This is a genomic window from Chryseobacterium joostei (genome assembly GCF_003815775.1).
Taxonomy (GTDB): domain Bacteria; phylum Bacteroidota; class Bacteroidia; order Flavobacteriales; family Weeksellaceae; genus Chryseobacterium; species Chryseobacterium joostei.
Genome location: NZ_CP033926.1, coordinates 4,747,320 through 4,769,352 on the forward strand (window position 1 = coordinate 4,747,320; position 22,033 = coordinate 4,769,352).

The 22,033-nt window shown below is 36.8% G+C and carries 18 protein-coding genes; 13 read left to right on the forward strand and 5 right to left on the reverse strand.

What is annotated here, in order from left to right; translation table 11 throughout:
* Nucleotides 1-152 precede the first annotated feature (152 nt).
* Nucleotides 153-974, reverse strand: a complete 822-nt coding sequence (locus tag EG359_RS21625) for a DUF4197 domain-containing protein (RefSeq protein WP_076353929.1) — start codon at nucleotides 972-974, stop codon at nucleotides 153-155.
* A gap of 263 nt (nucleotides 975-1,237) precedes the next feature.
* On the opposite strand from EG359_RS21625, the gene EG359_RS21630 reads away from it, so the two are divergent.
* The 6 genes from EG359_RS21630 (at nucleotide 1,238) to EG359_RS21655 (ending at nucleotide 7,726) form a co-directional block, all read left to right on the forward strand.
* Nucleotides 1,238-3,487 (forward strand): beta-N-acetylhexosaminidase, encoded by a 2,250-nt coding sequence (locus EG359_RS21630; protein ID WP_076353931.1) that lies wholly within the window; start codon nucleotides 1,238-1,240, stop codon nucleotides 3,485-3,487.
* Nucleotides 3,488-3,507: 20 nt separating this feature from the next.
* The gene (locus EG359_RS21635; RefSeq protein WP_076353933.1) at nucleotides 3,508-4,149 is read left to right on the forward strand and encodes a Crp/Fnr family transcriptional regulator; all 642 of its coding nucleotides are present in this window, start codon (nucleotides 3,508-3,510) and stop codon (nucleotides 4,147-4,149) included.
* A gap of 183 nt (nucleotides 4,150-4,332) precedes the next feature.
* Complete coding sequence (locus EG359_RS21640; RefSeq protein WP_076353935.1) at nucleotides 4,333-5,136, forward strand: sulfite exporter TauE/SafE family protein; 804 nt, start codon at nucleotides 4,333-4,335, stop codon at nucleotides 5,134-5,136.
* Nucleotides 5,137-5,220: 84 nt separating this feature from the next.
* The gene (locus EG359_RS21645) at nucleotides 5,221-6,633 is read left to right on the forward strand and encodes an MBL fold metallo-hydrolase (RefSeq protein WP_076353937.1); all 1,413 of its coding nucleotides are present in this window, start codon (nucleotides 5,221-5,223) and stop codon (nucleotides 6,631-6,633) included.
* 20 nt (nucleotides 6,634-6,653) lie between these two features.
* Nucleotides 6,654-7,217 carry a YeeE/YedE family protein gene (locus EG359_RS21650; RefSeq protein ID WP_076353939.1) on the forward strand — a complete coding sequence of 188 codons (564 nt, stop codon included), beginning with the start codon at nucleotides 6,654-6,656 and terminating at the stop codon, nucleotides 7,215-7,217.
* Between the two features lie 26 nt (nucleotides 7,218-7,243).
* Nucleotides 7,244-7,726 (forward strand): DUF6691 family protein, encoded by a 483-nt coding sequence (locus EG359_RS21655; RefSeq protein WP_174567022.1) that lies wholly within the window; start codon nucleotides 7,244-7,246, stop codon nucleotides 7,724-7,726.
* Between the two features lie 144 nt (nucleotides 7,727-7,870).
* On the opposite strand, the gene EG359_RS21660 is transcribed toward EG359_RS21655, so the two are convergent.
* The 4 genes from EG359_RS21660 to EG359_RS21675 all read right to left on the reverse strand — a co-directional run bounded on the left by EG359_RS21660 (nucleotide 7,871) and on the right by EG359_RS21675 (nucleotide 11,603).
* The gene (locus EG359_RS21660; RefSeq protein ID WP_076353943.1) at nucleotides 7,871-9,271 is read right to left on the reverse strand and encodes an efflux transporter outer membrane subunit; all 1,401 of its coding nucleotides are present in this window, start codon (nucleotides 9,269-9,271) and stop codon (nucleotides 7,871-7,873) included.
* Between the two features lies 1 nt (nucleotide 9,272).
* Nucleotides 9,273-10,430 (reverse strand): HlyD family secretion protein, encoded by a 1,158-nt coding sequence (locus tag EG359_RS21665; RefSeq protein ID WP_076353945.1) that lies wholly within the window; start codon nucleotides 10,428-10,430, stop codon nucleotides 9,273-9,275.
* Nucleotides 10,424-10,792 carry a DUF3302 domain-containing protein gene (locus EG359_RS21670; RefSeq protein WP_076353947.1) on the reverse strand — a complete coding sequence of 123 codons (369 nt, stop codon included), beginning with the start codon at nucleotides 10,790-10,792 and terminating at the stop codon, nucleotides 10,424-10,426. The genes EG359_RS21665 and EG359_RS21670 overlap by 7 nt, the downstream gene beginning before the upstream one ends.
* Nucleotides 10,793-10,997: 205 nt before the next feature.
* Entirely contained in the window at nucleotides 10,998-11,603 is a 606-nt protein-coding gene (locus EG359_RS21675) for a Crp/Fnr family transcriptional regulator (protein WP_174567020.1), read from the reverse strand.
* A 112-nt stretch (nucleotides 11,604-11,715) separates the two neighbouring features.
* Between EG359_RS21675 and EG359_RS21680 the strand changes: the two genes are divergently transcribed.
* From EG359_RS21680 to dacB, 7 genes are all read left to right on the forward strand, one after another.
* Nucleotides 11,716-12,711 (forward strand): isoaspartyl peptidase/L-asparaginase family protein, encoded by a 996-nt coding sequence (locus EG359_RS21680; protein ID WP_076353949.1) that lies wholly within the window; start codon nucleotides 11,716-11,718, stop codon nucleotides 12,709-12,711.
* Nucleotides 12,712-12,881: 170 nt separating this feature from the next.
* Nucleotides 12,882-13,445: a hypothetical protein gene (locus EG359_RS21685; protein WP_076353951.1), complete on the forward strand. Its 564-nt coding sequence runs from the start codon at nucleotides 12,882-12,884 to the stop codon at nucleotides 13,443-13,445.
* Between the two features lie 14 nt (nucleotides 13,446-13,459).
* Nucleotides 13,460-14,122, forward strand: coding sequence for a copper homeostasis protein CutC (locus EG359_RS21690; protein WP_076353953.1), 663 nt, complete (start codon nucleotides 13,460-13,462; stop codon nucleotides 14,120-14,122).
* A gap of 137 nt (nucleotides 14,123-14,259) precedes the next feature.
* The gene (locus EG359_RS21695) at nucleotides 14,260-16,740 is read left to right on the forward strand and encodes a beta-mannosidase (protein WP_076353955.1); all 2,481 of its coding nucleotides are present in this window, start codon (nucleotides 14,260-14,262) and stop codon (nucleotides 16,738-16,740) included.
* 137 nt (nucleotides 16,741-16,877) lie between these two features.
* Entirely contained in the window at nucleotides 16,878-17,786 is a 909-nt protein-coding gene (locus EG359_RS21700) for an AEC family transporter (RefSeq protein WP_076353957.1), read from the forward strand.
* 114 nt (nucleotides 17,787-17,900) lie between these two features.
* A complete protein-coding gene (gene priA / locus EG359_RS21705; protein ID WP_076353959.1) occupies nucleotides 17,901-20,348 on the forward strand; it encodes a replication restart helicase PriA in 2,448 nt (815 codons plus the stop codon).
* A gap of 160 nt (nucleotides 20,349-20,508) precedes the next feature.
* Complete coding sequence (gene dacB / locus EG359_RS21710) at nucleotides 20,509-21,978, forward strand: D-alanyl-D-alanine carboxypeptidase/D-alanyl-D-alanine endopeptidase (protein ID WP_076353961.1); 1,470 nt, start codon at nucleotides 20,509-20,511, stop codon at nucleotides 21,976-21,978.
* Nucleotides 21,979-22,033 lie beyond the last annotated feature (55 nt).

The window sequence follows — 22,033 nt, forward strand, 5'->3', positions numbered from 1 at the left end:
GTGGGGATATGTATTCCTTTACATGACAGAGGAAGCCGAAACACAAAAAATAAAGACTGTCTCAGTTATGAAGCAGTCTTTTATTTTATCCATTAAGATACAGCGGTTATTATCAATCTAATTTGTAACCTCAAATATCTAACTTCTAATTCTTATTTATTATCCTGTGCCCCGAAAACCTTCTGCAATATGCTGGTAGTTCTCATAGCCGGAGTATTTCTGATTCCGCTTTCCTTATCAGCTACCATTTTGAAAACCCCATTGATGGTTTCAGTGGTAACATACTCATTAAGGTCTGTTGTTACAGATTGTCCTGTAAATGTATTATATTTTGAAATAAGGTTTTTCCAAACAGTATCTGCACCTACTTTTCCTAGTGAAGCTTTTACTTTGGGCTGGAAAGCTGTAAATAACTGACTTTGTGTTTTGCCTTTTAAATAGTTGGTAGCAGCATTATCCGTTCCCAATAAGATATTCTTAGCATCTGTAATGGTCATAGAGGTGATCGCATTGGTGAAAATAGGAGCCGCTTCCGTTACTGCATCCTCAGCAGCTCTGTTAAGCAACTTTACTCCTTCATCTGCAAGGCTTCCCATACCAAGGGAACGTAGCGTAGTATCAACCTTTCTCAGTTTTTCAGGCATTAAGATTTTTACCGCTTCATTTTTTAGAAAACCGTCATTTAAAGCCAGTTTTTTCACTCCATCCGTTACCCCAATACTCAAGGCTTCCTTTAATCCCGAAGAGATTTGGGTTGATGTAAGATTTCCAAGGTTGGCCGTAGAACTTTTAATAGGTGTAGCAGTTGTTGTATTCGTATTCGTACTCGTTGTTGTGGAACCTTTAGTAGCTGGCGGCGTATTAAGGTCAATACCTGTTTTATCCTTAACCGTAGACTTGATGATATCAAGAAGCTGAGCCTGAGTAGATATTGAAAATAATAATCCTGCTGCTATAAAAATGCTTTTTCTCATTGTATTTTTTTACAAATTTAGATGTTTAATCTTTTAAGTGACGTATGCTATCAAAAAATAAACCATAAAATTTTATAAATTTAAATAATTATCTTTTTTTTAATTCAAAATTTTGATTTGTAGTTACTTATAATATTAGTGTTTACTGAGTTTTAAATGGAAACATTCCTACAATTATAAGTTTTAAAATAAACTTCTCGACCATTTAATTATTCAAAAGTTTTAGAAAATAAGTATATTAGCTATACCGTTAACCCAATCCAATGACTCGTATTTTTTTAGCATTTTTTATAATGACTTCAAGTCTTGTTTTTTCACAAAATAAATTGAACCTGATCCCTTATCCTCAAAATGTTGAGATAAAAGAGGGGAGTTTTATTCTTTCCGAAGTGTTGAATATGAGCAATGATTTGCCTAAAAAAGAAACAGATTATTTCAGAAAGCGTATGGGTTCTATGATAACATTGAAAGACTCTAAAAAATCAGATGCCCAATTGGTTTATTCTCAGTGGCCAAAAGCCTCTGCAGGAAAGGAAGAATCTTATAGTATAGAGATTTTACCCAAACGAATTCTCATTCAATCCTATACTCAGCAAGGATATTTTCTGGCGATTCAAACCCTGATTCAGTTATTTGAAAATTATCAGACTGAAAAGAAAATTCCGGCCATGAAGATTGAGGACCAACCCAAGTTTGCTTGGCGGGGAATGCATCTGGACGTTTGCCGTCATTTTTTTACCGTTGATGAGGTAAAGCAATACATCGATTATCTGGCGATGTACAAAATGAATACCTTTCACTGGCATTTAACAGATGATCAAGGCTGGAGAATTGAAATTAAAAAATATCCAAAGTTAACACAAATCGGTTCAAAACGTAAGGAATCCATGATTGGTGCTTACGTTGATAATACTTTTGACGGAAAGCCTTATGGACCATACTTTTATACTCAGGAGCAAATAAAAGATGTAGTGAAATATGCTCAGGAAAGACACATAACGATTGTTCCTGAAATTGAAATGCCTGGGCATGCCTTGGCTGCATTATCAGCTTATCCGGAGCTGGCATGTACCAAAGGACCTTTTGAGGCAGCCACAAAATGGGGCGTTTTTGACGATGTATTTTGCCCTAAAGATGAAACATTTAAGTTTTTGGAAAACGTTTTGGATGAGGTTATTCAGCTATTTCCATCACAATATATTCACATTGGCGGAGATGAATGCCCTAAAACACGATGGAAAGAATGCGCCCATTGCCAGGAACTTATCAAAAAAAATAATTTGAAGGATGAACATGGGTTGCAAAGTTATTTTATCCAAAGAATTGAAAAATATGTCAACAGTAAAGGTCGAAAGATTATTGGCTGGGACGAAATTTTAGAGGGAGGATTGGCTCCTAATGCAGCGGTTATGAGCTGGACAGGAGTAAACGGAGGTATTGAAGCCGCAAAGTCAAAGCATTTTGCTGTAATGACGCCCGGAGCATATTGTTATTTTGACCATTATCAGGGAGATCCGCAGACAGAACCCAATGCTTTTGGAGGTTTTACACCACTGGAAAAAGTTTATTCCTATAATCCGATTCCTGATGAATTGAATGCGGAGCAGGCAAAGTATATTTTGGGGGTTCAGGCCAATCTATGGACAGAATACATTCTGGATTTCAAGCAGGTTCAGTATATGATTTTTCCTAGATTGATGGCGCTTTCGGAAGTAGGATGGGGAACTTCGGATCCTAAGAATTATAAAGAATTTGAAAGCAGAGTGATACACCAGTTTAAGGTTTTGGACAAAATGAATGTAAATTATGCCAAAAGCATTTACAATATTTCAGGAAAGGTAATTTCTGCCAATAAAGGTATTGCCTATGAACTTTCAACCTCACAAAATTCAAATGGAATAAGATATACTCTGGATGGAACTACTCCCACAATACATTCTAAAACGTATCAGGGTCCTGTTTCAATACCTGGTTCTTTAACTATAAAATCTGCTTATTTTGAAGATGGGAAGCTTAAAAGCGCTGTCTCTTCACAGCAATTTATCATTTCAAAAGCAACAGGAAAAAATATTACTCTTGAACAGCTACCAAGCGAAAATTATTCTTTTGGGGGCGCCTTTACCCTTGTAGACGGAATTATTGGCAACCCAAAGCAGCTGGGCAAAACATGGTTGGGCTTTATGGGAAAAGATGTGGCGGCAACAATAGATTTCGGACAGAAGACGGATTTTTCAGAGGTTTATTTTAATACATTGCAAAATAAAGGAAGCTGGATCCACCTTGCAAAATCTGCCCAGATTTTCGTCTCTGATGACAATAAAAACTTTAAACTCATCAAGGAAATAGGAAAGGCGAAAATTGAAAATGCCAATGGGAAAATTAAATTGAATGTTGGCCAGCAAAGCTCAAGATATATGAAGCTGAGAATAGAAAATGCTGGAATTATTCCGGCAGGAAACCCTGGTGCTGATTCAAAAGCATGGCTGTTTGTTGATGAAATTGGCGTAAATTAGCAACTATTGAATTTTACAAGATGCAAGACACGATACTTTCCTCAGAGTTTTCATCATCACCGGAATTGGTTGAAAAATTATACCAGAACGGGATTACTAAAAATTACAATCAGGGAGATATTATTTTAGACGAAAATGCTTCCATACGCTCTATTCCTATCGTAATGAAAGGAATGTTGAAGGTGATCAGAACTGAAGAAGACGGGCGTGAAATCCTGCTCTACTACATCAAGGCAGGAGAAAGTTGCATTATGTCTTTTCTGGGCGGAATGCACAATGAAAAAAGTATTGTAAAAGCAGAGATAGAAGAAGACGCAGAGATTCTTTTTCTTCCCGTAGATAAGGTTTCTTTATTCATCAAGGAATATCCGGAATGGCTGGATTATATTTTCAGGCTTTATCACAAACGTTTTGAAGAATTACTGGATATCATCAATGCCATTGCCTTTAAGAAAGTAGATGAAAGATTACTGAATCTTCTTCATAAAAAGGCAGAAATTACCGGTACAAATACCATCAATACTACCCATGAGCAGCTTGCCAATGAACTGGGAACCGCCAGAGTAGTAGTTTCCAGACTCCTGAAACAACTTGAAGACGAAGGAAAGGTGAAGCTCGGAAGAAACAAAATTATTCTTCTGGAAACTCTCCATCAGTTGTAAACGACCATATTCCCCTCCGCTAGAGGGGTGGCAAATCAAAGATTTGACGGGGTGGTTCATTTTGAAGTTTCTAAACAATCTAAACGTGAAACAATTTGTGTTTAAAAGCACCCTTATGTAACAAAAGTAGCTGTATATCCCTCCAAACAATTCCATTTTTGTACTCAGAAAGAAAAGATTACAATGGAAATTATAGGGTATACAGCATCAGTTTTAATAGGGATTTCTTTAGGATTAATTGGTGGAGGCGGAAGTATTCTCATCGTTCCGGTATTGGTTTATCTCTTTGGTATAGATGCTTTGCTGGCAACGGAATATTCTCTTTTTATAGTAGGAGTAAGTAGTGTGGTAGGATCATTTTCGTATTTAAAAAAAGGATTGGTGGATCTTAAAATGTCATTGATATTTGGAATACCGTCCATTACTTCAATTTTTATTACCAGAACCTATTTGCTTCCCCTGATTCCTGATGAACTCATTCAGATAAAGAGTTTTCTTATCACTAAAAATATTTTCTTGCTTCTGATTTTTGCAGGTTTGATGATCCTTGCTTCCTACAAAATGATCAGAAACAATTCTTCTACTGTTTCACCGGAAAATCATTCAGATAAAAATTCTTTGTCAGCAGCAGGAGAGGGAACTGTTGTTGGGATTGTAACAGGATTGGTGGGAGCCGGCGGAGGATTTATGATTATTCCCGCTCTCGTTAATCTTTTGAAAGTTCCGATGAAAACAGCCATAGGAACTTCTCTGGTGATTATTTCCCTAAACTCGCTGATTGGCTTTGCTTCCTCTATAAATCATTCTGTAATAGATTGGAAATTATTGATGTCCATTACTTTTATTGCTGTAATAGGAATTGTTATTGGTATACATCTATCAAAAAGAATAGATGGTAAAAAGCTCAAGCCTGCATTCGGGTGGTTTATCTTGGTAATGGGCATTTACATTATTACAAAGGAAATCTATCATATATTAATCATTTAAAAACAGTTATGTAACAAAAGTAACTGTGGCTGAAAATGAAAAACAGGAGATTTGTATCAGATAACAGAATCAAAATATTTAAAAATGAAAATAGAACAGATTTATACAGGTTGTTTGGCTCAGGGTGCTTACTATATTATTTCAAATGGAGAAGCTGCGATCATTGATCCCTTACGTGAAACAAAACCCTACATAGAAAAGCTGAAAAAAGACGGAGTACAATTAAAATATATTTTTGAAACCCATTTTCATGCTGATTTTGTAAGTGGACACGTTGATTTAAGCAAAAAAACAAACGCTCCAGTTGTCTATGGACCGACTGCGAAGCCTGACTTTGAGGCTATCATCGCTGAAGATCATCAGATATTTGAAGTGGGGAAAATTAAAATTAAGGTTCTTCATACACCGGGACATACGTTGGAAAGTTCCTGCTATTTGTTGATGGATGAACATGGAAAAGAAAAAGCTCTGTTCAGTGGAGATACCTTATTTTTGGGAGATGTAGGACGTCCAGATCTTGCTCAGAAAGCCACAGATATGACACAGGATGAGCTTGCAGGATTACTATATGAAAGCCTATACAAAAAAATTCTACCCTTAGCAGATGATATTATGGTGTATCCCGCTCATGGAGCAGGTTCTGCCTGTGGGAAAAATATGCAGAAAGAAACTATGGATACTCTTGGAAATCAAAAGAAAACCAATTATGTCCTGAATCAAAAAAATAAAAAAAGCTTCATCAAAGAAGTAACAGATGGACTTTTACCACCACCGGCCTATTTTGGAATGAATGTGATGATGAACAAAAAAGGCTATCACAGCTTTGATGAGGTTTTGTCACAAGGATTGCAGCCTCTTGCTCCTGAACAGTTTGAGGAAATAGCAGAAGCTTCCGGAGCTTTAGTTCTGGATGTGAGAAACAGCAGTACATTTGTTCAGGATTTCATTCCGCAATCAGTAAATATAGGATTGGATGGTGACTTTGCCCCTTGGGTAGGTGCTTTAATTGCAGATGTGAATCAGCCTATTCTGCTGGTGACAGAAACAGGAGATGAGGAAGAAACAGTAACCAGATTAAGCAGAGTAGGGTTTGATCAGGTTTTAGGATATTTGGATGGAGGCTTTGATGCATGGAAAAAAAGTGGAAAAGAAATAGATCATGTCCCTCGTATTTCTGCCGGACAATTTGAAAAGGAGATTAAAGGAAAAAACGCAAAAATCATTGATATAAGAAGAGAAAGTGAATACAATGCGGAACACATTCATGAAGCCTACAGTAAGCCTTTAGCCTATATCAATGAGTGGATTCATACTTTAGATCCGGAAGAACATTTTTACATGCATTGTGGAAGCGGTTACAGAAGCACAATGGCTGCAAGTATTCTTCAGGCAAGAGGGTACAGAAATTTCACGGAAATTGAGGGTGGTTTTAAAGCCATTGCCTCTACACAGATTAAAAAAAGTGATTTTGTATGTCAGACTAAAATTTTAAAATAAATTAGATTAAAAAAGAATATATGTTGGAGATGATAAAAGAACCATGGCCATGGTATATTGCAGGCCCTTTGATCGGGTTAACTGTCCCCGCCTTACTTATTATGGGAAATAAATCCTTTGGAATAAGTTCTTCACTAAGGCATATCTGCGCTGCCTGTGTACCGGCTAATGTCAATTTTTTTAAATATGACTGGAAAAAAGAAACATGGAACCTATTTTTCGTATTGGGAATTTTCTTCGGTGGAATGATTGCCGCCAACTTTATGCTCAATCCAACTGAAATTATGGTTAATCCTAATCTGAAAACAGAATTGGCAGGCTATGGAATTACAGATTACAGTAATCTTGTTCCGGTTCAGCTGATGAATTTTCAAAGTGTTTTTACACTGAGAGGCTTTATAATGATGGTTGTAGGCGGATTTTTGGTGGGTTTCGGAACACGATATGCAGGTGGATGTACCAGTGGGCATGCCATTATGGGACTTTCTAACTTTCAATGGCCATCTTTGGTGGCAACTGTATGTTTTATGATAGGAGGTTTTCTAATGGCCAATATTATCCTGCCCATGATACTTTCCCTATAAATCTAATTTTAAACTGAATGAAAGAAATGATAAAAGAAAAAGAACATGACGTTCAAGATACTTCTTGTGTAAACGAAGGCGGTCTTCAGCATAAATGGTATCATAATTTGAAATACCTTGCAGCAGGAATTATATTCGGAATTATTTTCGTAAAAGCTGAAGTGATTAGTTGGTTCCGAATTCAGGAGATGTTCCGCCTGCAGTCTTTTCATATGTACGGAATCATCGGAAGTGCCGTGGTGGTGGGAATGATTTCAGTGTTTTTGATTAAGAAATTCAATATCAAAACAATATATGGAGAACCCATTACCTTAGCTCCGAAAAAATTCAATAAAGGACAGATTTACGGTGGATTAATTTTCGGTTTTGGCTGGGCTATTACAGGAGCCTGTCCCGGACCTCTCTTTGCTCAGATTGGAACAGGAGCTCTCGCAGTGTCTGTTACCCTGTTGAGTGCTATAGCCGGAACCTGGGTATACGGATACTTCAGGGATCAATTACCTCATTGATACTTTAAACAAGAAATAATTAAAGAACCATTTCCATATAACAATTTTGTATTGTAGAAATTCAGATTGAAAAATTGGAGGAGGGTTTTAGCCCAAATAAAAAAGACTACGAATAATAATCCGTAGTCTTTTTTTTGTATAAAATTATGAAGATATGAAGTGCTCAGCTCCCAGGGCCATATAAAGATTAATGCGTTCTATTCTGTACTGAAGATCCAGATTAATCAGGTTCATCTCATTTTTAAGAAGATCCCTTTGCTTTCGGATCAGTACAAAACTATTGTTAGCACCCACCTTTATTTGTTTTTGAGTGAGACTAATATTGTTTTTCAATTCATTGATCGCCTTTGTGTTATAGGAGGATTGTTTTTCAATGGAGTGTAGATTGGCTAAAGATGATTCCACTTCATTTAAAGCATTCAGTACCGTTTTTGAATACTCTTCTACGATCTGTTTTTGCTGAGAATCCTTTATTTCTACATTCTTTTTCAGTTTCCCATTGTTGAATAAAGGAGAAACCAATCCACTACCTACCTTTAATAACGGATTGGAAAATAAAGAATTGAGAGATTCCACATTACTTCCGGCGGTTCCTAAAGAAGAACTTATGCTAATGGAAGGCAGTCTTGCCGCTTTGGCCTGCTGTACCTCATAAAAAGCTTTTTCTATTTGAAAATGACTGGCCTGTATATCTGATCTGTTTTCTAGAAGCTGTAACGGAAAAGATTCAGGGATATCATTGTTTACAGGATTAAAAAAACTCTGTGTCATTAGCTTTCCCTCAGGATATTTTCCTGTAAGCAATTCAAGAGATCTTCTGGACTGGATATTCGCGTTTTTAACCTTTTCGAGGTATTCTTCCAGAGAAATAATTTCCGCAGATATATTAGAAATATCCAATGCATTAGCCGTTCCCACCTTTTTTTGGAGGGTGTACAGCTTTTCCAGATCCTTAGACTTCTGAATATAACTTTCAATCTTATCTTCCTGAATATTTCCTGCAATATTTAAAAAATAAGCCTTTGCAATCATGCCCGCAATAGATTGATGCAGCAGGATATTTTGATGCTTTGCCGAAAAATAATTGCTTGTACTTGCCATTTGTGAAGACTTATTTTTACCCCACAGATCTATTTCCCAGCTAGCTTTCAATGCAAGACGACGAAGCTGGGTTTCACTCACCAGATTATTGGAGGTATTGGCAACAGCACTTACACTTGGGTACAGATCACTTCCTGCAATTTCCATAGCCAGTTCCACCTGATTGAGCTTTTCTCTGGCGATAATAATATCAGCATTGTATTGCATTCCCTCATTAATCAGGGCTTCCAGTTGCTGGTCCTTAAGATCTGTGATCCATTCATAAGAAAATGAGTCGGCATCAGTTTTTCGGTCAAAGATCCAGTCATCAGGAATTTGAAGATGAGAAACAATTTCGCTTTTTTCTTTGAGCTGATCCATATTTTCTTTCGTAGGTTCCTTGTATCCAATACAAGAACTTAGGCTTAAAGAAAGAACTCCCAGTACAATTAATTTTTTATACATCTTAGTGAAGTTTAGGGATCAGGAAGTTTATTTTACTGCTAATGCGCACCATTACCTTTCGGATAAGATGAAGTGGCTTGATGTGATCAGAATAGATCACGGCTGTACCTCTTGCCCCAACAGTAAGTTGTTTTTGTTCATCTACCAATACAAACTTGGCAATAAGTTTTCCATCCGTTTCAGGGAGTTGTCTGGCTGTGTCCGGAAGTCCTGCGGTAGATCCGTTTCCGCCCAGCATTCCTCCTGCGTTGTTCATAATACCTTGGCTGGTGGCATCAATAACATATTCAAGCTTGGCTTTTACAACCTTTCCGGGTTCTGTTTTAAGAGCAAGTTCAACCTCATTTCCATTTTTTACAGATTCAAGCTCATTTTGGGCAAAGAACCCAATAACAGATTGCTGCTTTTGAATTAAAACAAAGGCCGACTTAAATGGAGCCATGATAGCCCCCTCATTCAACTGAACATTGGGAATAATACCATCTGTAGGCGCCAGAACAACCGTTTGGGAAAGATTCCATTTCGCCTGATCCAGTTTCGCCTGAATCTCAGAAACAGATGAATTTTCTCCACCATAGGAAGCATTGGATTTTGTTTCCAAAGATTGTTGCTGTGATTGTGCCGCACTGATTCGGGACTGAAGATCACGTACATTGGTAATCGCCTGCTCCAGATCGAACTTGTTTGCAGCACCTGCCTCTACCAATTCCTGATACTGGGCAACCCTTTTATTGGCAAGATCCAGTTGAGACTGCAATCCCGCTATATTTTTTCTGGAGGCTGAAATATCTGTGTTATAGGAATTTACAGTAGCTTTCATATTGCTGAGTTTCGCCTCCAGAGATTTAATCTCCTGTACATAAGGTTCTCTGTCCAGAACAAATAATGTATCTCCTTTCTTTACCTCCTGATTGGTATTTACATATACCTTTTTTACCTTTCCCAAAGCCTGGGTAGTGATGTCAACACTTCTGTTTCCCACCTTTACATCAGAAGTAATGGGGCAGTAGTAATTAAGACTCAGAATTAAAGCAATACTCCCGAAAATAGGAAGAGAGTATACCACAACCTGAGTAGTAAATGTCCAGGGAATAAGTTTAAATTTTTTGATAAGCAGCCAGCAGATTCCGGCATATATGGCAACAAGTAATTCTAGCATTGGGTTTGATTTTCAATTGTGTTACGTTCTTCTTCAGTGTGATCTGTGTCTTTTTTCTGATCATTTTGATTACCATAATCATAGTTGGCCCAGATTAAGGCAACCGGCCATAAAAGGCCTCCAAAAATTAGGGAAAGGAGGCACATGCTTTTTATGGCTTTCAGCTGAGGATGGTTCTTTTCCTCAGCAACCTTTTCAGGATAGATGTGAACTTTCCAGAAAAGATAGATGCCGGCGATTGGTAAAACAAGTAAAATGAACCATGAAGCGGCATTTGCTATATTGTCTTCTACATGACCTGTTGATGCTTGAACAAAATTGCATGATAATAACAGGCAGAGAAGTAAGGATATTCTTTGCATAATATAATTGTATAAGGTAATAATGAAATGTTAAACAAGGTTGTAACTACACCATAATAGGGTAGCTACCTTAGTTTAAAGATAATTCTATAATAGATAATGTTTAGTGAATGATATTCTTCTCATTTTGCTTTTAATAAATTGTGTAACAGTATTTTGAGTAAGCAAAAATAGAATGAATAAAGTGAGAAAAAGTATTCCTAAGTTATTTTTTTCTTTCGTTCCTTTTTCTATGAATGCGTGCAGTCATGCGTGAAAGAGAGTTGGGAGTAATGCCCAGAAAATTAGCAATATACTTTCTGTTGGCATTTTGAGAAGTGAATGGGCGGCTTTCCAGAAACTCTTCATATCTGGAGTGCGGAGAAGTAGAGCAGAACTGCTCAGTACGAAATTTTAAAATACTGATAATCTGTTTCAAAGACTTCAGGTAGATATTATAAATGCCTCTGTGCTGAAAAGCCATTTCTTCAAATTCACTCTTGTTAAATAAAAAAATCTGACTTTCAATAACAGCTTCTATAGTATATTTTCGTTCAATTTCTCCCGAATAAGATTCTGGGCTTTCCATAATAACGGCTTCCTTTTCCGAAGGTAAAAAAAGATTCGTCTCAATACCATTCTCATCATCAAAAAAGCATCTTAGTAAACCATTGGAAAGAATAAACAAATGGTTAAAAGACTGTCCAGGAGCCACTAGTTTTTCCTTTTTACGAAGAAGTTTTGGAGTACTGATACTCACCAAAATATTAATCTCCTCATCAGATAATTCCTGAAAGAAAACAATATTTCTGAAAGTTTTAAATGGGTCCATTACAGTCGTAAAGATAAATAAAAATAATATATACATGCCGGTTAAGTAGTCTTGTGGCTTTCATTGAACTTTTTTTAAGATATTTGCTAGGTATTATATAATTTGAAATACAATGAACAATAACCGAAGAAGTTTTATCAAAAAGCTGGGAATTGCAACAGCAGCGCTTGCTGTAAATCCGTTAGACTTAATGGCTGCAAAATTACCTCAAAACAATAAAGCCATCAATAAACCCATTGTTCTTTCTACCTGGAATTTCGGGTTAAAAGCAAACGAAGAAGCCTGGACAATTCTTGGAAAGGGAGGAAAAGCCCTGGATGCCGTGGAAATAGGTGTCCGTCTGGTAGAGCTGGATCCCAAAGAAAGAAGTGTAGGCTATGGCGGACGTCCGGATAGAGATGGAAGAGTTACGCTGGATGCCTGTATCATGGATGAAAACTATAATATCGGTTCTGTGGCATGTCTGGAAAACATTAAAAATCCAATTTCTGTTGCCAGAGCGGTAATGGAAAAAACACCTCACGTAATGCTGGTAGGTGATGGAGCATTGCAGTTTGCCCTTTCACAAGGCTTTAAAAAAGAAAATCTTCTCACTCCCGAATCAGAAAAAGAATGGAAAGAGTGGCTGAAAACAAGTAAATATAAACCCATTGCCAATATTGAAAATCACGATACCATAGGAATGATCGCATTGGATGCCCAAGGAAACCTTTCCGGTGCTTGTACCACCAGTGGAATGGCGTTTAAAATGCATGGCAGAGTGGGAGATTCCCCAATCATTGGTGCAGGTTTGTTTGTAGATAATGAGGTAGGGGCTGCAACGGCAACTGGTCACGGTGAAGAGGTCATTAGAACAGTAGGAACCCATCTGGTGGTAGAATTGATGAGACAAGGGAGAAGTCCACAGGAAGCCTGCAAAGAAGCAGTAGACAGAATTGTAAAGATTAATCAGAGAAGAAATAAAAATTTAAAAGATATTCAGGTAGGCTTTATTGCCATCAACAAGAATGGTGAATATGGATCTTACTGTATTCAGGATGGATTCAACTTTGCGGTATATGATCAAAAAGGAAACCGCCTTGAAAAACCTGAATTTGCTTTAAAATAACTTAATTAATATATTGGTTTTAGGCAAATGCACAACGATTTTATCTTTGATAAAATTGAATACCGATACTTTGAGATGTAATGATACATATGGTATCAACTCGCGGCCTTTGTTTAATTCCATAATTTTACACTAAATAGCTTAGCAAAATATAAATAGACAGAAAGAATATGAAAAGAATAATGATAGCTTCCCTATTTTTAATGTTAGGATGCAAGGAAGAAAAGAAAGAGACAAACGTACAAACAGAACCTCAGATAAAGGAAAATGTTGTTGAAAAGACTGAAGCAGAGACTCCTGTAAATGAATCTCAGGAAGCACAACAGTGGCTGAAAAAAAATGTGGTGAGCTATTTTAAGACTGATCTTGGTAATCTGGATAAGGAAATGCAGAAAATAACAACCAAGGATTACTATGAATATAAGACCGATGCAATGAATGTAGATATGGATGTAGACGGAAGCCTTACAGAAAAAGAATTCGATGATAAATGGAAATCTAAGTTTGATACAAAAAAAGCAGGAATTGGTATAGGATTTCTTATTTCTTCGCAGGATTGGATCAATATTGAAGTTGAAAATTGTGATTTAAAATCATCTTCAAAGGATGAATATGTCTTCAATGTAGTATTGAGAGATGATGGTTTTAAAGCTCACTATTACTCTGTTGTAAAAGTAGTAAAGGAAAACGGTTCCTTTCTGATTGCAGATGTATTGCAGGAAGAACCTAATTAATTAAAAACAATAAAATGTCAAAAATAGAAATAGCATGCTTCAATCCGGAATCAGCAATCATTGCCTTTGAAAGCGGAGCAGACAGAATAGAATTGTGTGACGGATTAAGCGAAGGAGGTACAACTCCTAATTTTGAAACAACAAAAAAACTTCGGGAGAAAATAAACATCCCCATTTTCGTGATGATCCGTCCACGAGGAGGTGATTTTACCTATTCCGATGCCGAATTTGAGCAGATGAAAACTGATTTAATTTCCCTGAAGTCATTAAATGTAGACGGCTTTGTATTCGGTATTCTGGATGAAGATGATGAGGTAAACCGCGAACAGAATAAGATTCTGGTAGAACTGGCATCGCCACTTCCTTGTACGTTCCATCGTGCTTTCGACAGAGCTAAAGGTTTAGATAGTTCTTTGGAAAAAGTAATTGAATGTGGCTTTACTACCATTCTTACTTCAGGTCAAAAACCTAACGTTTCTGAAGGAAAGGAAAATCTGAAAAAGCTGGTAGAACTTGCAGATGGAAGACTGGAAATTCTTGTAGGTGGAGGCCTTCGTTCCTCAAATATTGAAGATATACGAGCTTATACAAAGGCAGAGTATTTCCATTCTTCAGCCATCACTGATGGTGGAGCATTTGCCAATGCTGATGAGGTGGTAACCCTGAAAAATAAATAAAGCCAGAGCTTTTTGTTTAGGGTATCCTAAACAAAAAGTTTTAAATGAAATTGTTTGATATTAATTGAGTAAGGAATGGTAGTAATTTTTTATTCATTTAAACAAACTGCACTCCAGTACACTCTAAAAAACCATTCATGAATAAATCTCTCCTTATTGCTTTCCTTTTCATTCAGAATATCCTTTTTGCACAGTTTTCTGAAAGGAATTTATCTTCTGAGAAATGGCAGTTCAAAAATACCAAAGATAAACAATGGCTGCCTGCAAAAGTACCCGGAACAGTTCATCTGGATCTGATGACTAATAAACTCATTCCGGATCCTTTCAAGGATGAAAATGAAAAGAAAGTACAATGGATAGAGGATGAAGACTGGGATTATCAAACTAGCTTTAAAGTTTCCTCAAAAGAATTGGAATACAGTAATATTGATCTTGTTTTTAACGGATTAGATACATTTTCCGAAATTTACCTTAACGGAAAATTACTGAGGAAAACAGATAATATGTTCAGAACGTGGGAAATTCCGGTGAAACAGAATCTGAAAATAGGTGATAATATAGTGGAGGTCAGGTTTAAATCAGCCATCAATACAGGAAAAGAACTGGCAAAAAAAGTTCCGTTTACCATGCCGGAAACACCAAGAAGCTTTGTACGAAAAGCACAATATCAGTTCGGGTGGGACTGGGGTCCAAGACTCGTTACTGCCGGAATATGGAAAGACGTAAGGCTGGAATTTTGGAATAATGCAAAGGTTAATAATGTTCAGGTTCAACAGAAAAAACTGACAGATACTTTAGCTGAGGTTTCTTTTAATATGAAAGTCTTTGCTGATGAAGATGGAGAATACTTTACACGGTTCAACCTGAATAGAGGAATGCATCGTTTTCATCTTAAAAAAGGCTCAAATACCATCGTACTTCCTTATAAGATTAAGGACCCAAAAATATGGCAGCCTAACGGAAGGGGGGAACCCGATCGATATACTACGAAGATCACACTATATAAAAAAGGAGGGAAGTTTATTCGTGATATCAATGTTACCTATGGTTTGAAAAATGTTGAACTTATTCAGGAAAAGGATGAAAAAGGAAAAACGTTTTATTTTAAGGTAAACGGAAATCCTTTATACATCAAAGGAACTAATTGGATTCCTGCCGATAGTTTCTCACCAAGAATCACAAAAGAAAAATACCAGAGACTGATTAAGGCTGCAAAAGAAGCCAATATGAATATGATCCGAATCTGGGGTGGCGGAATATACGAAGACGAAGAATTTTATAAAGCTTGCGACGAAAACGGAATCCTGGTGTGGCAGGACTTTATGTTTGCAGGCAGTTTCTATCCCGCAGATGAACAATTTCTGAATAACGTAAAAGAAGAAGTAAAAGATCAGGTCAACAGACTCCAGAATCATCCGTCCATAGCCTTATGGTGTGGAAATAATGAAATTGATGAAGCCATTGTCAACTGGGGATATCAAAAGCAGTTTAAATATTCAAAAAATGACTCATTACAGGTCTGGAAAGATTATAAAAAACTGTTTCATGAAGTGATCCCCAATACATTAAAAGAAAACCTTACACCAGATAAAAATATCTATTGGCCAAGCTCACCATCCATAGGGTGGGGACACAAAAAGAGCCTTACAGAGGGAGATTCTCATTATTGGGGAGTTTGGTGGGGAGAACAGCCCTTTGAAATTTACAATGAAAAAGTAGGCCGTTTTATGTCTGAATACGGTTTTCAGGGAATGCCTACACTGGGAACTTCTAAAACAATGTTTTCAGGTGTTCCGGATCTAAACCTACAGAATTCTACCATTAAGGCTCACGAAAAACATGCAAGAGGTTGGGAAATTATCAATGAATACATGAAACGGGACTATAAAATTCCGACAGACTTTGTGAAGTATAACTATGTTTCACAACTCCTACAGGCAAGAGGAATGCAAATAGCAATGGAGGCTCACCGACGTGCAAAACCTTACAATATGGGTACCTTATATTGGCAGCTTAATGATTGCTGGCCCGTAGTTTCATGGTCTTCCATAGATTATTTAGGAAACTGGAAAGCCTTTCACTATCAGGTAAAAAGAAGTTTTGAACCTGTATTGCTTTCAATGGCAGAGAAAGATAAGACTTATGATATTTTTATAATCAATGATTTATTAAAAGAGATAACGATAAATGCAAAATTTGAGTTGGTAGATTTTGAGGGAAGACAAATTTGGAAATCCAATAAGATGAAAAAAATTGATGGGAATATCAGTGAGAATATTTTTAGCATTAATAAATCTGAACTTTCCCAATTTGACTTGTCGAAAGCTTTTCTAAAAATCACCTCAAACAATGATTCAACCAAGTTAGAGAAACTTTTCTTTCTTGTAAAACCCAAGGATTTAAAACTTTCAAAACCTAATCTCACCATCAAAAAAATATCCCCGACAGAAATTGAAGTCTCTACAGATGTTTTGGCAAAAGATGTTTACCTGATAGGAGACACTCATTTCAGTGATAACTTTTTTGATCTGTTACCCAACACTTCAAAGAGAATCACTCTTTCCAAATCCTTTGATAAAGTAGAAGTCATGAGCCTGATAGATGCTTTGATTGAATAATTAAATCTGCAGAATCTGCAAGAATCTGCTCTACAATAAATCTTATTCTTTTTAGCAAACAGTCTGTTCAAAAAAATAGAATTTTTCCATTCCCAACTCAAAAATCAGCCGTAAATTTGCACCATATTTTTACAGTTATGGTAAATTTTGTTCTGATTGCAGTGTGCATTATTGCAGGAATGGTATTCAAAGCAACAAAATCTATCCACCCGGATGCCCATAAGGGGATCAATACCTGGATTCTTTATCTTGCTCTACCCGCAGTTTCTTTTAAATATCTGCCAAAAGTACAATGGACAACGGAGATGCTTTTTCCGATTGCAGCCACTTTTTTAATCTCTGTATTTTGCTTCATCTATATGATGTTTTATAGTAAAAGCCGGGGCTATTCAAGGCGCTCCAGAAGTACCTTGGAGCTGGCGAGTGGGTACAGTAATACGTCATTCATCGGTTTTCCCCTGATTAGCGCCTTTTATGGAGAGGGTTTGTTAAGCATCGCTATTATCTGTGACCAAACCATGTTCTTTGCCCTTTCAACATTAGGAATTATTGCCGCTGTAAAAGGTGGAAGTAAGTCCGGAAAAGTAAGTGCAATATTTATTCTTAAACGCCTGATCACATTTCCACCGTTAATTGGATGTATCTCGGCATTGGTGTTATCTCAATTCATAGATTTCACTATTGCAGAGCCATTTTTTGATAAACTTGCAGCCACAGTAAGTCCGTTGGCATTATTTTCAGTAGGATTACAATTGAAGTTTAACGGCTGGAAAAAACTCATTCCGCAAATGTCTGCTTCCATGCTTTATAAATTGATTTTGGCACCGGCAATTGTCTTAGGAATGGCATTATTATTCGGAATAAAAGGAGATGTCGCAAAAATTACCGTGTTTGAAGCAGCAATGCCTACGTTAGTCACTTCAAGTATCATTGCAGAACAGTTCAGATTAAATACAAAGCTGACCAATCTTATCATCGGAGTCAGTATTATTGTTGGATTTTTTACCTCTGCCATGTGGTATGAAATTACTGAACTGCTTTTTTAACTTCTCATGGCTAGTACCAGAAGTTTAAACAGACATTTTTTATGACACGAAAGAATTTCATCAAAGTTGCAGTTCTCTCAAGAAAAAATTAATTTTACACCTTAAATATTTCCCTTGCAATACACTCAGATTGTTTTACCGCTGAATTTAAAAGGATCCTTTACTTACAGGGTTCCGGAAGAATTAATGTCTGAAATTCAGTTAGGAATGCGGGTTTTAGTGCCGTTTGGAGGTAAAAAGATCTATACGGGAATTGTTTTCGAGCTTCATGATCTTGCGCCGGAGAACTTTGTGGCGAAAGACGTTATCAGTATTTTGGATGATAAACCAATACTTCCCGAAGAGCAGATCAGCTTCTGGAACTGGCTTTCCGAGTATTATCTATGTAATCTTGGGGAAATTTACAGATTTGCTTTTCCATCTTCTCTGAAACTTGAAAGTGAAACCTATTTAAAATTAAAGCCTGGAGTTGTTGTTGACTTTGAAAACCTTGATGTCAATGAAATGTATCTGGTTCAGGCGTTGGAAGTAAGACAGCTGGTGAATCTCACAGATATCGAGGCATTTATTCCTAAGAAAGAAATTATTAAAACCATCAATTCACTTATTGATCTGCAGTATATTGAGATCGACGAGAAAATTGCTGAAAAGTATAAGGCAAAAGAAGTTGCCTATGTGAAAGTTAACGGAGATGTTCTGAACAATCAGAACCTTACGGAAATTCTTTTAAAACTAAATAAAGCCCCCAAGCAGAAAGAATTGTTTCTTCTTATTTTGGAAAAACAAACTGAAAAGCCTGATCTTCATATTAAAAAGGCGGAGCTGTTTGAAGACGGTTACTTCGGAAGTTCCCATTTCAAGGCATTGGCAGACAAAGGTCTTGTAGAGGAATATCATATGCAGAAAGACAGGATTGAAAGCTATGATGGAGAAATTGAAGAGCTTGAGGAACTTTCTGAACAACAGAAAATAGCAAAATCCGAAATTGATGAAGCCTTTGAAGAAAAAAAGAATGTTTTACTTCATGGAGTAACATCATCCGGAAAAACCCATATTTATTTAGAGAAAATAGAGGAATGCGTTAGAAACGGACAAAATGTTCTGTTTCTGCTTCCTGAAATTTCGTTAACCAAGCAAATTACCCAAAGATTAGAAAAAAAATATGGCAGGCAATTAGGTTTCTATCATCAAAAATTAACTGATTTTGAAAGGGTAGAAGTATGGAGAAGAGTTAAGCAGAATGACATTCGTATCCTTGTAGGAACTAGAAATGCCCTATTCTTACCCTACCAGAATCTTGGCTTGATCGTAGTGGATGAAGAACATGATTCTGCCTATAAGCCAAGAGAAGTTTCCCCGTATTTTAATGCGAAGGATGCTGCTTTGGTTTTGGGAGGTTTATATGAAGCGGGAGTGATTCTCGGATCTGCAACCCCATCCGTTGAAAGCTATTACAGAGCCAGAAAAGATAAGATGAAATACATCTTTCTGGATGCAAGGTTCGGGAATGTTAATCTGCCGGAATATGAACTTATCAATTTCAAGGAAGCTCAGGAATCCAAGAAAGTGTCCGGAAATTTTTCCTTAAGACTGATTGATGAGATTAAGAAAACGGTTGATGAAAAAAATCAGGCAATCGTTCTTCATAACAGACGGGGCTATGCTAACGTTGTTGAGTGTGAAACATGTGGCTACGTTAATTATTGCTCCAATTGTGATGTGGTAATGACCTATCACAAGGCTGCCAATGAAATGAAATGCCATTACTGTGGGCAAAGAGCCTCAAAACCAAAAACCTGCCCGAAGTGTAATTCTGAAAAACTAAATGAAAGAGGTGTTGGTGTAGAGCAGATTCATGAGGAGGTTTCCAAAATATTTCCTGAAAATGAAGTGGATAGGATGGATGTAGACTCCATGCGTAAGAAATTTGCCTACGAAAAGCTGTATGAAAAGATTGAGGATGGAGAAACGGATATTGTGGTGGGTACACAGATGATTTCCAAAGGGCTGGATTTTGACCATATAGAATTGGTAGCCATTCCTAAGGCTGATTCCTTATTATATGTACAGGATTTCAGAGCCGAGGAAAGAGCGTATCAATTAATAACACAGGTTTCCGGAAGAGCCGGGAGGGTTTCCGGAAAAGGAAGAATCCTGATTCAGACCTATAATCCTGATCATTCTGTATTTCAGCTGATCAAAATGAATAACCCTGCGAAGATCTATAAGTATATCCTAACAGAACGCCAGAAATTTAATTATCCGCCGTTTACCAAGTTAATTATGATTGAACTGAAGCACAGAAGAGATGATAAAGTAGACCGTGCTTCTCAGTTTTTAGGCTCAATTCTTCGAAAATATCTTCCTGAGGATTGTATTTTAGGTCCGGAAAGGGCACAAATTGCAAGGCTTAATAATTTATATCAATTCCAAATTCTATTAAAATTACCCCGTGGGAAAAACTATGAGAGGTTTAAAGGATTGGTTTTAATAAGTTTGAAGGAATTCGATGAAATCACTGCTTATCAAAGCATTAAAAAAGACGTTTTTGTTGATTTTTAACAATTTTTAACAAACTTTACACTCTTTTATAAGACGGCTATGGTCCGTTATATAACAATAATTTCTACTTTTGGACGTTGATTAAGTGTTTGGCTCTTTAATTGAATGATTTAACTTATCATTTTTTATAGCGTCAAACTATAGAACAAAAAGAAGATAGATGGTAAATTTCAGAAAATATATTTCAAGCGCAGCGGTATTGGCTTCTGGTTTTTTCATGGCTCAATCTACCGTTTCTACTGTTCTTTACTCCCAAAATTATGACAATCAGAAAAGCAGCTTAAATCTGCCCTCACCTGTCAGTACGATGGTGGAGAAGACTGTGTTGTCTGCTAAAGAACTTGTAGATATTAATGTAAACACAATGATGGCGGATCCCGTGCTGAAAAATGCAACATGGGGATTCGTAGTGTATGACCCGAAAACGAAGAAAGTAATTTCTTCGTACAATGAGAATACTCCGTTGGTTCCGGCTTCTACTACAAAGCTTTTAACTACAGAAACAGCTTTAAACCTTTTAGGTGAAAACTATCGCTGGATGACTCAGCTGGAGTATTCAGGAACTGTTGATGAGAATGGAGTTTTAAATGGAAATCTTTATGTGGTAGGAAGCGGTGATCCGTCTCTAGGAACAAATAAGGCTGGAGCAGGATCTTACAGAGACATTATCTCAGATTTCATAGGTGGGGTTTCACGTGAGGGAATCAAAAAGGTAAATGGTGATATTATTATTCAGACAGCGCTTTTCAAAGGCAATATTTCAATGCTTCCGGAAAATGTTGTATGGCTAGAAAACAATAATTACTATCTGCCTGCAGGGACAACCCGAGGAATTAACCCGGCTAATGAAAAACTGATCGTAAAGAAAGGAGGTTTCTCTACAGACAAGAAATTCTTCTATGTTTCACCATATGCCCATCAGATGGTTTATGCTGAAAAGTATGAAGGAGATGGTATTTTAACCACAAAAATTCCTGATGCACCGGCTTATCTGGCTAATTCATTCAGAACAACACTGGTGAAAAGCGGAATTCCTGTTACCGGAAAAGTAACTCCTAAAATGACAGACGCTGCACCTGAGAGCAGAAAAATGATCTCAGCTTACAAGTCTCCAACCTTAAGTGATATTGTATACTATACTAACCAGCATAGTGATAATTCATTGGCGGAAGCTTTATTAAGAACAGTAGGATTCCAAAAAATGGGAGATCAGACCTCAGAATCAGGTAGAATTGTAGTGACAGATCATTTAAAAGATGCCGGTTTTGATATGATTGGATTGAATTATATGGATGGAAGCGGGCTTTCAAGAAGTAATAATGTAACTCCGATTTCTCAGGTTAAATTCTTGACTTCTTTGATGAATGAGAAATATTACAGATCATATTTAACTTCTCTTCCAATTGGCGGACAATCCGGAACATTGAAAAGAATGTTTATTGGAGAGGGGAACGGACAGATTTTTGCTAAAACAGGAACTTTAAATAAAGTAAAAACATTAGCAGGATATTTGAAAACCAATTCCGGGAAAACATTAGTATTTTCTTTAATGGTAAATAACTATTCAGGATCGGTGGATATGGTGAAGAAAAGAATGGAGAAAATTCTGGAACCGGCTCTGGAACTGTAAAGAGTATTTATTTTGTATATTATAAAGGCCTTTTAATCAATGATTAAAAGGTTTT

What these genes read in the sequence shown, in the direction of transcription:
- EG359_RS21645 (WP_076353937.1), top strand. Translation starts at nt 5,221, where the DNA reads ATGAAAATAGAACAGATTTATACAGGTTGTTTGGCTCAGGGTGCTTAC.
- EG359_RS21660 (WP_076353943.1), bottom strand. Translation starts at nt 9,271, where the DNA reads ATGTATAAAAAATTAATTGTACTGGGAGTTCTTTCTTTAAGCCTAAGT.
- EG359_RS21700 (WP_076353957.1), top strand. Translation starts at nt 16,878, where the DNA reads ATGGTAAATTTTGTTCTGATTGCAGTGTGCATTATTGCAGGAATGGTA.
- EG359_RS21675 (WP_174567020.1), bottom strand. Translation starts at nt 11,603, where the DNA reads ATGGACCCATTTAAAACTTTCAGAAATATTGTTTTCTTTCAGGAATTA.
- EG359_RS21630 (WP_076353931.1), top strand. Translation starts at nt 1,238, where the DNA reads ATGACTCGTATTTTTTTAGCATTTTTTATAATGACTTCAAGTCTTGTT.
- EG359_RS21670 (WP_076353947.1), bottom strand. Translation starts at nt 10,792, where the DNA reads ATGCAAAGAATATCCTTACTTCTCTGCCTGTTATTATCATGCAATTTT.
- EG359_RS21640 (WP_076353935.1), top strand. Translation starts at nt 4,333, where the DNA reads ATGGAAATTATAGGGTATACAGCATCAGTTTTAATAGGGATTTCTTTA.
- EG359_RS21665 (WP_076353945.1), bottom strand. Translation starts at nt 10,430, where the DNA reads ATGCTAGAATTACTTGTTGCCATATATGCCGGAATCTGCTGGCTGCTT.
- EG359_RS21680 (WP_076353949.1), top strand. Translation starts at nt 11,716, where the DNA reads ATGAACAATAACCGAAGAAGTTTTATCAAAAAGCTGGGAATTGCAACA.
- EG359_RS21695 (WP_076353955.1), top strand. Translation starts at nt 14,260, where the DNA reads ATGAATAAATCTCTCCTTATTGCTTTCCTTTTCATTCAGAATATCCTT.
- EG359_RS21690 (WP_076353953.1), top strand. Translation starts at nt 13,460, where the DNA reads ATGTCAAAAATAGAAATAGCATGCTTCAATCCGGAATCAGCAATCATT.
- EG359_RS21635 (WP_076353933.1), top strand. Translation starts at nt 3,508, where the DNA reads ATGCAAGACACGATACTTTCCTCAGAGTTTTCATCATCACCGGAATTG.
- EG359_RS21655 (WP_174567022.1), top strand. Translation starts at nt 7,244, where the DNA reads ATGATAAAAGAAAAAGAACATGACGTTCAAGATACTTCTTGTGTAAAC.
- EG359_RS21625 (WP_076353929.1), bottom strand. Translation starts at nt 974, where the DNA reads ATGAGAAAAAGCATTTTTATAGCAGCAGGATTATTATTTTCAATATCT.
- EG359_RS21685 (WP_076353951.1), top strand. Translation starts at nt 12,882, where the DNA reads ATGAAAAGAATAATGATAGCTTCCCTATTTTTAATGTTAGGATGCAAG.
- EG359_RS21650 (WP_076353939.1), top strand. Translation starts at nt 6,654, where the DNA reads ATGTTGGAGATGATAAAAGAACCATGGCCATGGTATATTGCAGGCCCT.
- dacB (WP_076353961.1), top strand. Translation starts at nt 20,509, where the DNA reads ATGGTAAATTTCAGAAAATATATTTCAAGCGCAGCGGTATTGGCTTCT.